A 12,135-nucleotide genomic window follows, 5' to 3' on the forward strand; every position below is an offset into this window, starting at 1 on the left:
CAACCCCGCAGATTCGGGGCTTAGACGTCGACTAGCCGATTGCCCCCAACGTGCCGGCAGCGCACCTTCGACACATTCCGTAACTTCATTTACCGGCGTATTGCGCATCCGAGACCTGTTCTGCCCAAGTGACGGTCTGGCCGTCCTCGGCTTCAGCGATGGCGATGTGGGTCATGCCGTTGCTGGCCGTGGCGCCATGCCAGTGACGGGTGTTCGGTGGAATCCAGACACTGTCGCCCGGACGGATCTCCTGACGCGCGCCCCCCTCTTGCTGCACATAGCCGACGCCGGCAGTGACGATCAGCGTTTGCCCCAGCGGATGGGTGTGCCACGCCGTGCGTGCGCCCGGCTCGAAGGTCACTGTGCCGCCGCCGATGCGCGCCGGCGGTTCACCTTTGAACAGGCCATCAACGCGCACCGTGCCGGTAAAGTTTTGCGCCGCGCCCTTGACCGAGGGCTGCGCGCCGTTTGGCGTGATGCGGATTTCGCCGGCGGCCTGGGACTCTGCCGCCATCAGTGACAAAGCAACGAGTGGCGCAATCAATCGGTTCATCGGATTGGTTCTCCGGTCAGACAAGAAAAGCGGCGCCGCCCGTGGCGCCGCGTTGGGCAGACTCAGAGTCCGGTCATTTTCAGTGCCGATTCCGGCAGGCGTTCACCGTGCACCTGAATCTGCGCGATCTGCTCGTTGATCACGCGCAGATCGTCGCCGGTCAATTGCAGTTCGACCGCGCCCAGATTCTCTTGCAGTCGATGGGGTTTGGTCGTGCCAGGGATCGGCACAATCCACGGTTTTTGTGCGAGCAACCAGGCTAGCGCGACTTGCGCAGGTGTCGCGTGCTTACGCTCAGCGACGACTTTCACCACATCGACCAGCGCCAGGTTGGCCTTGCGCGCTTCGGGGGAAAAACGCGGGACGAAGTTGCGGAAGTCGCTGGCGTCGAACTGCGTGTGCTCATCGATTTGACCGGTGAGAAAACCGGCGCCCAGCGGGCTGAACGGTACGAAGCCGATCCCCAGTTCTTCCAGCACCGCCAGCAGCTCCAGTTCCGGGCCGCGCCAGAACAGCGAGTATTCGCTCTGTACCGCCGTGACCGGTTGTACCGCGTGGGCCCGGCGGATGGTTTCCACACCTGCCTCAGACAGGCCGAAATGCTTGACCTTACCCTCGGTGATCAATTCCTTGATGGTGCCGGCGACGTCTTCAATGGGCACCTGCGGATCAACGCGGTGCTGATAAAACAGGTCGATGTGATCGGTACGCAAGCGCTTCAATGACGCCTCGGCGACGGCGCGGATACGCTCCGGCCGGCTATTGGTGCCGCCGCCTCGTGCGCCGGTGATCGGGTCGATATCGAAGCCGAACTTGGTGGCGATGACGACCTGCTCGCGGATCGGCTGCAAGGCCTCGCCCAGCAGCTCTTCATTGGCGAACGGGCCATACGCTTCGGCGGTGTCGAACAAGGTGACGCCTTGCTCGTGGGCCGAACGAATCAGCTTGATCATGCTGGCTTGGTCGGCTGCCGGCCCGTAGGCCGACGTCATGCTCATGCAGCCAAGGCCCAATGCAGACACTTCCAGGCCATTGCCCAACGTGCGGTTTTTCATGATGTCACTCCGTACAGAATTCGATTAATGCGTGAGAGGGTGATCGTTCAGCCAGCCGTTCACGCGTTCCATGGTCTTGCGCTCCTGCTCACCCTCCATCACAAATCCTTCCAGCACTTTGGCCTTCGGCGCGTGCTTGACCAGCACACTGCGGCTGTTGCCCAAGCCGTAACCGCCGTGGGTGTTGAAGGGGATGAGGGTCTTGCCGGTCAGGTCGTGGGCGCTGAGGAATGCGCGCACGACCGGCGGCGCGGTTTCGCCCCAGATCGGAAAACCGAGATAGATCGTGTCGTAGTCGCTGAGGGCATGAACCTTGTTCTGCAGCTCGGGCTCGAAGCCACTGTCACGCTCCTGGCGGGCCTGCTCCACGGTTTGCAGATAGTCCTCGGGGTAAGCGTGGGCCGGACAAATCTCGAACAGATCGGCACCCAGTCCACGCTGGATCAGCCCGGCAACTACACGGGTATTGCCCGAGCGCGAAAAATACGCGACCAGAATGCGCGAGCCAGAACGCGGTGTTTCACCGGCACTCTGCGTGTCGGCAAGCGACAGCAGTGGCGCGCTGGCCAATGCGGCGATCACCGTGCGCCGCAGCGGATCGTAATCGTTACTCATCGGCCGACACGCGCCTTGAGGGATTCGGGGTAGCGCTCGCCTTCGATGCGGACTTGCCCCAGCGCAGTATCAATCGCTTTGAGTTCGGCCGCATCGAGCGTGATCTCCGCGCCGCCGAGGTTTTCTTCCAAGCGATGCAGTTTGGTCGTGCCCGGAATCGGCACAATCCACGGTGCCTGCGCGAGCAGCCAGGCCAGCGCGATCTGCGCCGGTGTCGCTTGTTTCTGCGCGGCTATCTGACGGACCAACACCACCAGCGCCTGATTGGCCTGGAGCGCCGATTGGCTGAAACGCGGGACGATGCTGCGGAAATCGTCGCTGCCGTAAGTGGTCTCAGCCGTCACCGTGCCAGTGAGAAACCCCTTCCCCAGCGGACTGAACGGCACGAAGCCAATGCCCAGATCCCAAAGCGTCGGCAGGATTTCCTGCTCGGGCTCGCGCCACCACAGTGAGTACTCGCTTTGCAGCGCTGTGATCGGCTGCACCGCATGCGCACGGCGAATGGTCTGCGCACCGGCCTCCGACAGGCCGAAGTGCTTGACCTTGCCTTCGCCAATCAAGTCCTTCACTACGCCGGCTACGTCTTCGATCGGTACGTTCGGATCGACGCGGTGCTGGTAGAGCAAGTCGATGTAGTCGGTCTTCAAACGACGCAACGAGCCCTCGACGGCTATTCGAATACGTTCGGGGCGGCTGTCCAGAGTCTGCTTTGTATTGTCGGCGCCGACGGCGAAGCCGAATTTCGTGGCGATCACGACCTGGTCGCGAACTGGCGCCAGCGCCTCGCCGACTACTTGCTCATTGATATAGGGGCCGTAGAATTCGGCGGTATCGAAGAAGGTGACGCCTCGCTCAACGGCTGAGCGGATCAGTGCGATGGCTTGTTCGGTATCCGTGGCCGGGCCATAACCATGGCTCAGACCCATGCAGCCGAGGCCGAGGGCGGATACTTCGAGTGAACTGTTGCCGAGTGTGCGTTTGTGCATGTTGATCTCCCATTGGGCATGGGAAGAACAGTAAGCGCGCTAACGACTGAGGACTAGACGGGTAAATCGGCAAAGCTTGATGAGGTTTGCTCATCAGTCCCGGAAAAGGGGAGGTGGCGACTGCCGAATGAAAGCCTGAGTCACGGTAGGCCATCACCGCTCGCACACAAAAAATCTGACACTCTCTTGACCGTCCGCTTTTGGCCGAACCCAGCCGCTCATGAGAGACCGCTTTCGGCCAAAAGCTGCCACTCAACGCGACTCGATAATTCCAACCCGAACATGCATCATCGGGCTCGCCACGATCACGTCGCGGCGTCGAAGCCATAAGTGCAGAACCTGCCGCCTGCACGAATTAGCATTTTGAAATGGAAGTCATCTCATGTTCGAGCGTAACAAACTGGTTCCGGAGTTAATGGTCACCAACCTGGATAGTAGCCTAGCTTTTTGGGTTTCTTGCTTAGGGTTTAAAATAGCTTATCAACGCCCGGAAGACGGATTTGCATACCTTGATTTGAATGGTGCTCAAGTGATGCTTGAGCAGATTGATTCGGACGCGGGACAATGGCTTGCTGCGCCGTTGATTAAGCCGTTTGGAAGGGGCATTAACCTACAGATTGATGTTGAGGCTGTCGCACCCATCATCCAAAAACTTGATCTGGCTGGATTTCCACTCTATCGAGAATGCAAAGACACCTGGTATCGGGCTGATAATGTAGAAGTAGGCCAGCGCGAATTCATCGTCCAGGATCCCGACGGTTATCTCGTAAGGTTGGTAGAGCGGTTGGGGGAGAGACCGGCTTGCTCAATCTGAAACTGAGCAAAGCCTACCGTCAGCTTTGTGCCGGTGCAGCCCTTCACGACAGACAGCAATCGGCCAAGATCCGCCAGTCGACGTCCCTTAAATAAGCGCTAAGCAAGGTAAATTTCGCGATGAAAAGCTGGATAGCTAATACGAAAATTAATGCACTGTTAGGGGCTAGCTCTCAAAAATTTGATGGCGTGAAGGTTAGGCGGATCCTTATAGAATACTGCGACAGGTATCAAAAGATTTATCCTTTTGAAATTCTGGAAGAGCCACTTGAATTTCTGAAAAACAATGTAGATTCAGGTAGTAGATATAGGGAGATGCGAGCGCTGCTTAGGGTTGCCGCTGAAGAATACTGCATTAGTTTAAACGAGATAGCCGATGCTCTTCTTGACCTGATAGACATTCGTGTCCTTACTACGGACCAAGCAAAAAAAATTATTAACCACGTTTTCGAAGCTTTTTCCTGCAATGAAAGCCCCGAAGATTTCATCCCAAGAGAGGATGCCTATTTGTGCAAAAATCTATTTGCGATTACCTCCGGCTAGCAAATGGTTGAAACCTCTAGCCTTGCTCACAATGACGGGCCCGATTGGCGTGACTAGATATTCGCCTTGGGACATTTTTGGGGCTTTGATGACTGGCCGCTTTTGGCCGATAACTGCCGCTCACAAACGACCGACTTCGTAAACGCTCGCCCAATGCTGGTAAACCGAAAAATTTAATGTGATGAAAAATGATTTGTCCGAGATGCGATGAGCAAGGCGTGGTAGTTAACGTCGAAGTGCGTACAACGGGAGAAATTTTGCACGTGTGCGATGAGTGCGAAGCCACTTGGTTCAGTATTGACGCCATTGGCAGGGACGCTTTCGTTGATTTTTCTATTTACATGGAAGAAATTGGGTTGCCACCACTGTGGAGTTCAATTTATGTTCTTGACTCAACTGAATTTTTTAGTGAAAACTCATTGAAGTATTTGACTTCAGTAGGTTCCATAAAGATCGAGTGAGTTAAGCCCTCCTATATCGGCATACTGGTCGTGCGGCAGTACGCTCAGTCGTTTTCCCAATAGCAAACGGGCGTGTTACAGATCTTGCTGAAGACGTGGAGTGGTGGCTAGACAGCAGGTACCTGATCTAGAAGGGAGAGGGAGAGGCAAATACTACACAAAAACCATTCCGTCCGCTATTGGCCGAAAGCCGACGGTCGCGAACGGCAGCAATCGGCCACAAGCTGACATTCTCACAGTATCTTGATAGACATCCTTGAGGCCTGAGAGGCTCTCTGAAATTGGGGACGACTCAATGCAACCCACTCTAGGGCCGCGCTGTACTCGTCCTCTTAACTACCTGCCCAGAAGACTGCTTGAGGTAAGGACTAAATAGTATTGCTGCCCTCAACGAATGTGCCGCCGACATGCAACTGCTCAAGTATTTTGAGAGCCAAGAGGCCATAGACTACTTCAGGCTTGGTGTCATTTCGGGCGTACCGGATGTGGGTAACGACATGTGAGGTGCCAAAGCGTCGATTTGCCTCCGATGTTCCTTCGAGTACGCTTGCAACGATAACAGCCTCAACTAATGGTTCGTGATTACATGCCCCCTGCGGCGGGAGACACTCACAGATCGGCTCATGCTGCTCACCAACTCCTAGGCGCAGTTGCAGGAGATTATGCCGAGGCCCAATAATACGTGAAGCGGCAAGGTACTCTCCGTGGCGGACGAAATGCATGTGATGTGGCTCTGCTGTTTGGTTAAAGGGTGCACTCTTCGCGTCAGGAACTGCGTCCGCCCCCATTCATTGTTAGAGCGTCCCGAAGGAAAAGCGAGCATGAGAGGGCGGTCGCGTAAGTTGCCCGGCTTCTGTGCGGTACGCCCGTCGCGGTGTTCGCCACCGCGACGTGGGCGAATCATGTTTCATCGCGGACCTGCATCAGCGCGAACCCCAGCAGATTCAGGCCTTGCCACAGGTTGGGGTTATTCGCGTTTACGTGATCCTGGGCGAGTCCGATGCCCCAGATGCTGTCAACCGGGCTGGCCTCAACGATGATGCGAGAACCGGTATTCTTGAGGAATGCATTCAACTCCGGGTTTTGCGAGAACTTGGCCTGGTTGGCCCGGACGACAATTGCATACCGGTGTTGCAACCAATCGTGTTCGTTGAATCCACGCACGTTGCGGCCAAGCGCCTTGGCCGCGTTGGGCGTAGGCGCCCGTAGCACTTGAGCGCGAATGTCCTGATCGCCGAACAAGGCTGCTTTCTCTGCCATCATGAAATGTTCGGCAGTCGCGTAGCGTTGCCCGTCGACAACAAATTCGGCTTCGAACCACTGGCTGAAGCACGATGCGCTGACTCCGTGCCTGCTTCGCTGGTGTCCCCAGAAAAAGACATAGTTCAGCTCCTCACCAGCGTTGAAGCGGGAGCGGAGGTCTTCCAGATATTTGGAGTCGTGCAATTGGACTTCCTTCATGCTTTGTCAAAACCAAACAATGAACGCAGCCAGCCTGCCGACTTCCGTTCATAGAAGGGCGTGGTTTGCTTGAGCAAGTAATCGCTAAGGCCTGAATCTGCGTCATGAACGCGGTACAGGTCAACGGGTTCGCCATCCGGAGCCAAGTCCGCGGCAACGCTGCCCGCTTCGCGCATGACCTGTTCAAAATCGCCGTCCGCTTCGATCCCGATGATCAGATGAGGCTTTTGGTCAGACGAAGCGTCATGCATCAATGCCAGAAACGCGCGCTTCACATTGCGATGTCTGGCGAGTAGTTGCTTGAGCGAATGGACCATCTTCGAGGGATATTGCGACGGCTGTCCGAGCAGTACCTGAGTGTCCTTTTCGACCGTGCGCTGCACCGGTCCCTGGCCGATCTCATCGGAGAGCAGGTAGCGCACTTCCTCGGGGAAAAACTCTTTCCCGTAGGGAGACTTCGGATTGAGGAAAAGAGGAGTGCCCAGCGTGATTTCAAACAGCGATCTGGCCGGGATCTCTATATAGGACTCCTCGCTGTTTATGGATCTTCGTAGTGTATGCAACGAAGTGAAAAACGGGATGACAGCGGAGCCGTCGGGCTTTTGCCAGTGCGCAATGCTGATGTTGCTGCCTGCCTCAAGGTTGACTTGCCCTTCGCCAGTGCCGGCGGTGCCTAGGACGTAGATTTCCGAATTCAGCAGCGTCTTGAAAAAATCAGGTCGGTGGGCGGGTTCATCCGCCGCCAGTCTGAGTGACTTTTCGAGGGTGTTTTCTTGCTGGGTATCCATGATGTCCATCGGCCGTTCCATCAATGCAGGCAAAAAGAGGGTGACAAAGAACGCGCAGTTTTTCACGCTGCTGTGAAAACAGGAAGAACTGAAGCCTGATAAATCTGCCGCATCAGGAAGGCAACACCGCGTGATGACGCCGAGCCGCGTGGAAAGAATGCTCTACCTCGCCTTCAGTTCATTTGCGCACCGTAGAAGTGGTTGAGCAGTATCAACTCAATCACAGCTACAAAAACGCACAGCACGAGAAAGCCAGGACTGAAGACGCGCTTGCGGCCGGATGAGCTTGTATCCATCCAGTTAGCGCCGGAATCGCCGGAACTCAGCAGCAGGAACATTACCCAGGCACAAGCCCAAACTTTGCCCCAGAAACCAGCATTTCTGAAAGAAGTCATCCGTGTTTTTCCGTATGCCGCTTGATTCGGCAGACCTTTATTTGCTGGTTAAGCTTGGCGGGAGGGCATTTACGCCTCCCAGAGAACGCTTCCGTGCCAAACGAGACGGCCGATTGATTTCCTCAACCCCCAGAAACGACAAAGCCCTGAATAATCAGGGCTTTGTCGTACATAAGATGGCGGAGGCGATGGGATTCGAACTCATGGACCTGTTACAGTCGACGGTTTTCAAGACCGCTATGGAAAGCCGCTGAATACGCGGCCTCAGACTCTTTTTCGTTCCAATACTTTTGTTTTGCAGCACCTCTACAGACCGCATTCTACAAGGGGCGCGATTTGAGTTATGGAACGCATTTTTTGCCTATTTTGATGGTTTGGCGATGGCGCCGACGCGACGATAAACTCGCTCGGTAATATCGCCTTTTGTGTGCCCGAGCAGCAGGCTGGCGTCACCCACATCGCTGATTTCCGACGCCGCCTTTGGCCGAATGTCCCGGAACTGAAATTCACCGATCCGCTTCGCCAGCAGTTCGTCTCCCTGCTCAAGCGCTTCCAACTTTGCTTTTTCCCGCGCCGTGTCCCACCGTTTCCTCAGCATCGTCGCAGTCATCCGCTTACCGCTCCGGTTGATGATCAGGTAGCTCGAAACGTGCGCAGCGTTTCGCTCTGTGATCGCTGCGATCAGAATGCCCAGGCTGTTCGCCTCTCCGGCGGTCGTCATCTGAATGCGCAGCTTCTTGTGCGTCTTGTTCTGTTGAACAGTCAGATATCCGCCCTCAACATCATCCTTCCGCATTACCAGCACATCTGCCGGCCTTTGCCCGGTCAGATAGGCCAGGTCCATCGCTTCCTTCAGCTCCTGAGCTGCCTTCTTGTACACCGCCTCCCAAACCACATCATTCGCGTAATAATCCCTCGGCGTCTCCTTGTTCTTGCGCACCCCTTGGCAGGGGTTCTCCTTCGTTGTCAGCCCCCATTCTCGGGCGATATTGAAAATGTGGGAGAGGGTAGCGATCTCACGGTTCGCCCGGACCTTCGCCGATCGCGCGTCTCGGTAGCCAGCAATCGTTGCTGGCGTGATTGAGTCGATCGGGGCGCTGTCGAACATCGGCCGTAGCTGCTTGATTTCCGCCAGGTTGTCCTTCTGCGTGCGCGGTGCTTTCTTCGGCACCACATCGCGAATGTACCGATCGAAGATTCCCTTCATGGTGCGCAGGTCGAGCGGTTTTTCCTTGGCTTCGAGTTCGGCCCACTTCAGTCTGGCCTTATCGAGATCCTTGCCCAGAGGGATGTCATTGCCGAGCAGGTCGCGGTAGTAATACGCGGTCCAGGTACTACCGTTTTTGCGCTTTCGGGATCGCTTGTACATTCGTGGGGGCAGATGCTGGTGCTCGGTCTTGCGGGGGCGCATATCAGTTCACTCGCGAATAATCAGGTGTCCATACCGGTGCGGCCGGTGGCGGGTTCGGATCGGCGATGGTGGGGCTGATCATGCCCAGCTTCATGCGGGCGTACATCCGCCCCACCAGCGGGCGCTTACCGCGGCTTTCGACGAACACCCACTGGCGATCTATCAGCCAGCGGCGCTGGTAGGCCCGTGCCTTGTAGCCGGTGAGTTCGGCCAGCTCCTCGTCGGAGAGAATTTCAGTTTCCATTGTGTTGCTCCATGCCGCGCGTGGCGGCAGAAGGTGGTGATGGTTCAGGGTTTGAATTCTTCGGCGGCGCACAGCTTCCGCGCGTAATCGAGTAGGTCGGCTGACCAGTTCAAGCCAACGCCGTCGTCAATGGCGAAAAGCATCCCGGCGAGGGCTTTACGAAGGTTTCCTTTTTCTTCGGTCAGCTTGATCACCTCTTCGTGAAGCTGCTCAGCGTGATCCGTCCATTCCTCAGCCATGATTTCGAAGTGCTCGGCCGGCTCCCATGGAGAAGGTATTACGTTCGTGACCCAGTCATTCCAATGCTCAACGCATTCACCGCGCGCGATGCGCTCCTGCTTCATGCGCTCGCCCAGATCGCGCAGCTCCTGCGCCCTCTGCTCTGCATCTTCTTTATTGAGGCATGGGTACTGCTCGCCTGGCCCGACGCTGTGGATTGCCCAAAGCTCAATCTTCGGCTCCGCTAATGACTGCCGGAAAACGCATACCTCCTGACAGGCCGAAGGTCCGGCTTTGGCAAGATCGGGATGGCTTTCCAGCAAGGCCAGCGCGCGCTCGATAGTGTTTCGGTCTAGGGTGATGACCTCGGCAGCCGGCGGAGGCGCCGCGGTCAAAGCGTCGATGATTCGTGCAATTTCGGACATGCGAATTCCTCGCCCGCCGTACACCGGCAGGCTGTTGAGTTGGGAGAGGGGTTACTGCTGGATCAGTTCGGCGGGGACCTTCACGGCGCCGCCGCACTTGGCGAAGACCAAGGCGCGGAACACTGCGATGGTCAGGGTTTCGCCGGGCTGGCGGTTGAACGGGTCGTTTGTCGCGTCGGCCAGCCATGGATGCCGGTGGCCAACATCGACCCAGACGCCGTACTTCGTGATCAGGTGGTCGGCTTCGGGCAGGGCGAAAAGTTGCAGTTGACCGGTACCGGGCTGCTGATCACCCTCGATCGCGTTGATTGCCCAGTCCAGCGCCGGGCCGGTCAGTTCCTCGGTGCGGACGCTGACCATGCGGTTCATCGGGTGGCGCTCAATGCCGTCGGCGGCGATGGCGGAAAGCCAAAGTGATGCCGCCGTTTGCCCGTGTAGCCACATTCGCTGCATCCCGCTGAAGGGCCGCAGCTGCAGCCACCCTCGCAGCCGCAGCTACATCCGGAGCAATCCAGGGTGCACCAGCTTTCCTGTTCAACTTCCCCCTCGGTGCTGATTGAGTAGTTGATTCGACGATCCAAACGGAAGCCGGTGATTTTCTCGGCGTCCTCATAGGTTGCTGGAACAGAACGAAATCCGTATTCGGCTGATGGATCATCTACGAATCGGCGAACACTTCTCATCACCGCGGCCCCTTGTAGCAGTACACGTAGGCGAACCAGGCGAGGGCGATCATGGGGTCACCTTCAGGCCGGCAGCTTCGATGGCTTTCGAGCAGGCATGGCGCATACCTTGCGCTGCGTGGTAGGCGTCCATGTAGCTGTCGTCAATGGCGTCATCTGGCTCATCAGGCTCTGGATATGGAGGCGGCAACTCGACCACCAGCGCTGCGCGGCATTCCTGCCATGCCCACCACGCAGACTGAACCAACGGGTTGAGATAATCGCCGCAGTGGTCCTTCGCAAAAATCGCAGCGTCGAAGCGCGGGATTGCGCGCTTCAGGCATGCGTCTTTGTATGCTGCTTCGAATTGTTCACGCAGTTTGTTGCTCATCCGATCACCGCCTTTATGGTCAGTACCAATGGAAGCCAGAAGAAGAGGAGGCAGAAGGCCAAATATTTGAGGATCATGGCGCCACCCGCTTGAACTCGACGACCCAGACCCACGGGTTGGCGTCCCAGTCGCCGCCGGTTGAGTTCCAGAGGTTGGCGAAAGCCCAGCGTGGCGCGCCCAGGCATTGTTCATGACTGGTTGTCTTGTCCCACATCCAGCCGTCGCGCTGCGGGTGATGTTCCTTCGGCGCCGGGCAGTCGCCGACCTCGGTCCAGCCTTTCCCGGAGTGACCGCACTTGCGCCCGTAATCGGTGAAGAAGCAGCCTTCGGCCTCGGCCTGATCGTCGCTGATGTCCTGCAACCGCTCGACGCGCACGTCGGTGATCTCCAGCAGGATGCGGCTGGCTGCTCGCGGCAAGTGAATCGAAGGCTTCCATGATTCAGCATCGGTGAACTTCCCGCCGCCTATGCTCTTCGGGAACTCCCCGTCAGCACGGTAGTAATAAACGCCTTCCGCGCCACCAGGGTTGGTGCGATTGAAAGTCTCACGGACGTACAGCCGTTCACCGATCTGGCCGAATGGACAAAGCTCATTGGCTGAAAGCGCGACGAACTCCGGCACGAATTCTTCCAGCCATTGCAACGCTGAACCTTTCACCGGACGCCGCATTACCGTCTTCCGGCTATCCAGAATGGCGCGCACCATGGGCGCCGAGAACAGAATCGGCCGTTCCTTGATTGCGGTCATGGCGCCACCTCGCGGCGAGCCCACCAGCAGACCGGGCCGCTGTCAGTGTCGTGGATGGAAAGGCAGAACCAGCCTTCGCCTTCAGGTTTGTCCGGATCCCAGTAGCTGCAATCCGGATCATGGGAGTCGAAGTAACGGTCAGAGACTGTTTGATCGCTGTGGTATTCGAGTTCGACCATTTTCACTTGCAGGCCCTGCTCGGTGATCCAGGCTTTGCACTTGTCTCCGTCGCCTTCATCGAAGTCGGGCAGGTCTGGATGCTGGAACATGCCGTCCTCATCGCGAACGACCGGAGCTGGCTGGATCAATTTGATTTCTTCAGGCATGACTTCGTCCTTGCCGCTATAGCGGCTGACTTTGAAGGG

Annotated in this window: 17 protein-coding genes; 3 read left to right on the plus strand and 14 right to left on the minus strand. The window is 57.0% G+C overall.

What is annotated here, in order from left to right; genetic code table 11:
* Window positions 1–85: 85 nt before the first annotated feature.
* The 4 genes from ACOYXI_RS03795 to ACOYXI_RS03810 form a co-directional block, all read right to left on the minus strand.
* Window positions 86–553: a (R)-mandelonitrile lyase gene (locus ACOYXI_RS03795; RefSeq protein WP_134786199.1), complete on the minus strand. Its 468-nt coding sequence runs from the start codon at window positions 551–553 to the stop codon at window positions 86–88.
* 62 nt (window positions 554–615) lie between these two features.
* On the minus strand, window positions 616–1,608 hold the full coding sequence (locus ACOYXI_RS03800; protein ID WP_134786200.1) for an aldo/keto reductase: 993 nt from the start codon (window positions 1,606–1,608) through the stop codon (window positions 616–618).
* 24 nt (window positions 1,609–1,632) lie between these two features.
* A complete protein-coding gene (locus ACOYXI_RS03805; RefSeq protein WP_134786201.1) occupies window positions 1,633–2,223 on the minus strand; it encodes a flavodoxin in 591 nt (196 codons plus the stop codon).
* A complete protein-coding gene (locus ACOYXI_RS03810; protein ID WP_134786202.1) occupies window positions 2,220–3,209 on the minus strand; it encodes an aldo/keto reductase in 990 nt (329 codons plus the stop codon). Before ACOYXI_RS03810 ends, ACOYXI_RS03805 begins: the two co-directional genes overlap by 4 nt.
* A gap of 382 nt (window positions 3,210–3,591) precedes the next feature.
* Here ACOYXI_RS03810 and ACOYXI_RS03815 point away from each other — a divergent pair, with 382 nt between their 5' ends.
* Window positions 3,592–4,023 (plus strand): bleomycin resistance protein, encoded by a 432-nt coding sequence (locus ACOYXI_RS03815; RefSeq protein ID WP_098963786.1) that lies wholly within the window; start codon window positions 3,592–3,594, stop codon window positions 4,021–4,023.
* Window positions 4,024–4,142: 119 nt separating this feature from the next.
* Window positions 4,143–4,565: a hypothetical protein gene (locus ACOYXI_RS03820; RefSeq protein ID WP_098963787.1), complete on the plus strand. Its 423-nt coding sequence runs from the start codon at window positions 4,143–4,145 to the stop codon at window positions 4,563–4,565.
* 1,361 nt (window positions 4,566–5,926) lie between these two features.
* Here ACOYXI_RS03820 and ACOYXI_RS03825 read toward each other — a convergent pair.
* From ACOYXI_RS03825 to ACOYXI_RS03835, 3 genes are all read right to left on the minus strand, one after another.
* Window positions 5,927–6,472 carry an NADAR family protein gene (locus ACOYXI_RS03825; protein WP_139054493.1) on the minus strand — a complete coding sequence of 182 codons (546 nt, stop codon included), beginning with the start codon at window positions 6,470–6,472 and terminating at the stop codon, window positions 5,927–5,929.
* Between the two features lie 11 nt (window positions 6,473–6,483).
* On the minus strand, window positions 6,484–7,284 hold the full coding sequence (gene sseB / locus ACOYXI_RS03830; RefSeq protein ID WP_150368137.1) for an enhanced serine sensitivity protein SseB: 801 nt from the start codon (window positions 7,282–7,284) through the stop codon (window positions 6,484–6,486).
* A gap of 164 nt (window positions 7,285–7,448) precedes the next feature.
* Window positions 7,449–7,670: a hypothetical protein gene (locus ACOYXI_RS03835; protein WP_098963790.1), complete on the minus strand. Its 222-nt coding sequence runs from the start codon at window positions 7,668–7,670 to the stop codon at window positions 7,449–7,451.
* A gap of 2 nt (window positions 7,671–7,672) precedes the next feature.
* On the opposite strand from ACOYXI_RS03835, the gene ACOYXI_RS03840 reads away from it, so the two are divergent.
* Complete coding sequence (locus tag ACOYXI_RS03840; RefSeq protein WP_461674339.1) at window positions 7,673–7,924, plus strand: hypothetical protein; 252 nt, start codon at window positions 7,673–7,675, stop codon at window positions 7,922–7,924.
* A 107-nt stretch (window positions 7,925–8,031) separates the two neighbouring features.
* On the opposite strand, the gene ACOYXI_RS03845 is transcribed toward ACOYXI_RS03840, so the two are convergent.
* From ACOYXI_RS03845 to ACOYXI_RS03875, 7 genes are all read right to left on the minus strand, one after another.
* Window positions 8,032–9,081 (minus strand): tyrosine-type recombinase/integrase, encoded by a 1,050-nt coding sequence (locus ACOYXI_RS03845; RefSeq protein ID WP_336839961.1) that lies wholly within the window; start codon window positions 9,079–9,081, stop codon window positions 8,032–8,034.
* 1 nt (window position 9,082) lies between these two features.
* Window positions 9,083–9,325: a DUF4224 domain-containing protein gene (locus tag ACOYXI_RS03850; RefSeq protein ID WP_095135434.1), complete on the minus strand. Its 243-nt coding sequence runs from the start codon at window positions 9,323–9,325 to the stop codon at window positions 9,083–9,085.
* Window positions 9,326–9,369: 44 nt separating this feature from the next.
* Entirely contained in the window at window positions 9,370–9,969 is a 600-nt protein-coding gene (locus ACOYXI_RS03855) for a hypothetical protein (protein ID WP_461674340.1), read from the minus strand.
* A 51-nt stretch (window positions 9,970–10,020) separates the two neighbouring features.
* Window positions 10,021–10,413 carry a hypothetical protein gene (locus ACOYXI_RS03860; protein ID WP_461674341.1) on the minus strand — a complete coding sequence of 131 codons (393 nt, stop codon included), beginning with the start codon at window positions 10,411–10,413 and terminating at the stop codon, window positions 10,021–10,023.
* Window positions 10,414–10,701: 288 nt separating this feature from the next.
* Window positions 10,702–11,022, minus strand: coding sequence for a hypothetical protein (locus tag ACOYXI_RS03865; RefSeq protein WP_461674342.1), 321 nt, complete (start codon window positions 11,020–11,022; stop codon window positions 10,702–10,704).
* A gap of 73 nt (window positions 11,023–11,095) precedes the next feature.
* Window positions 11,096–11,770 (minus strand): hypothetical protein, encoded by a 675-nt coding sequence (locus ACOYXI_RS03870; RefSeq protein ID WP_461674343.1) that lies wholly within the window; start codon window positions 11,768–11,770, stop codon window positions 11,096–11,098.
* Window positions 11,767–12,096 (minus strand): hypothetical protein, encoded by a 330-nt coding sequence (locus ACOYXI_RS03875; protein ID WP_461674344.1) that lies wholly within the window; start codon window positions 12,094–12,096, stop codon window positions 11,767–11,769. Before ACOYXI_RS03875 ends, ACOYXI_RS03870 begins: the two co-directional genes overlap by 4 nt.
* Window positions 12,097–12,135 lie beyond the last annotated feature (39 nt).

The organism is Pseudomonas sp. G3-19 (assembly GCF_054855875.1).

Bases quoted from the DNA above. Each gene is read 5' to 3' on its own strand.
- ACOYXI_RS03810 (WP_134786202.1), bottom strand. From the start codon at position 3,209: ATGCACAAACGCACACTCGGCAACAGTTCACTCGAAGTATCCGCCCTC.
- ACOYXI_RS03795 (WP_134786199.1), bottom strand. From the start codon at position 553: ATGAACCGATTGATTGCGCCACTCGTTGCTTTGTCACTGATGGCGGCA.
- ACOYXI_RS03800 (WP_134786200.1), bottom strand. From the start codon at position 1,608: ATGAAAAACCGCACGTTGGGCAATGGCCTGGAAGTGTCTGCATTGGGC.
- ACOYXI_RS03865 (WP_461674342.1), bottom strand. From the start codon at position 11,022: ATGAGCAACAAACTGCGTGAACAATTCGAAGCAGCATACAAAGACGCA.
- ACOYXI_RS03875 (WP_461674344.1), bottom strand. From the start codon at position 12,096: ATGCCTGAAGAAATCAAATTGATCCAGCCAGCTCCGGTCGTTCGCGAT.
- sseB (WP_150368137.1), bottom strand. From the start codon at position 7,284: ATGGACATCATGGATACCCAGCAAGAAAACACCCTCGAAAAGTCACTC.
- ACOYXI_RS03815 (WP_098963786.1), top strand. From the start codon at position 3,592: ATGTTCGAGCGTAACAAACTGGTTCCGGAGTTAATGGTCACCAACCTG.
- ACOYXI_RS03870 (WP_461674343.1), bottom strand. From the start codon at position 11,770: ATGACCGCAATCAAGGAACGGCCGATTCTGTTCTCGGCGCCCATGGTG.
- ACOYXI_RS03820 (WP_098963787.1), top strand. From the start codon at position 4,143: ATGAAAAGCTGGATAGCTAATACGAAAATTAATGCACTGTTAGGGGCT.
- ACOYXI_RS03860 (WP_461674341.1), bottom strand. From the start codon at position 10,413: ATGTGGCTACACGGGCAAACGGCGGCATCACTTTGGCTTTCCGCCATC.
- ACOYXI_RS03805 (WP_134786201.1), bottom strand. From the start codon at position 2,223: ATGAGTAACGATTACGATCCGCTGCGGCGCACGGTGATCGCCGCATTG.
- ACOYXI_RS03855 (WP_461674340.1), bottom strand. From the start codon at position 9,969: ATGTCCGAAATTGCACGAATCATCGACGCTTTGACCGCGGCGCCTCCG.
- ACOYXI_RS03850 (WP_095135434.1), bottom strand. From the start codon at position 9,325: ATGGAAACTGAAATTCTCTCCGACGAGGAGCTGGCCGAACTCACCGGC.
- ACOYXI_RS03835 (WP_098963790.1), bottom strand. From the start codon at position 7,670: ATGACTTCTTTCAGAAATGCTGGTTTCTGGGGCAAAGTTTGGGCTTGT.
- ACOYXI_RS03845 (WP_336839961.1), bottom strand. From the start codon at position 9,081: ATGCGCCCCCGCAAGACCGAGCACCAGCATCTGCCCCCACGAATGTAC.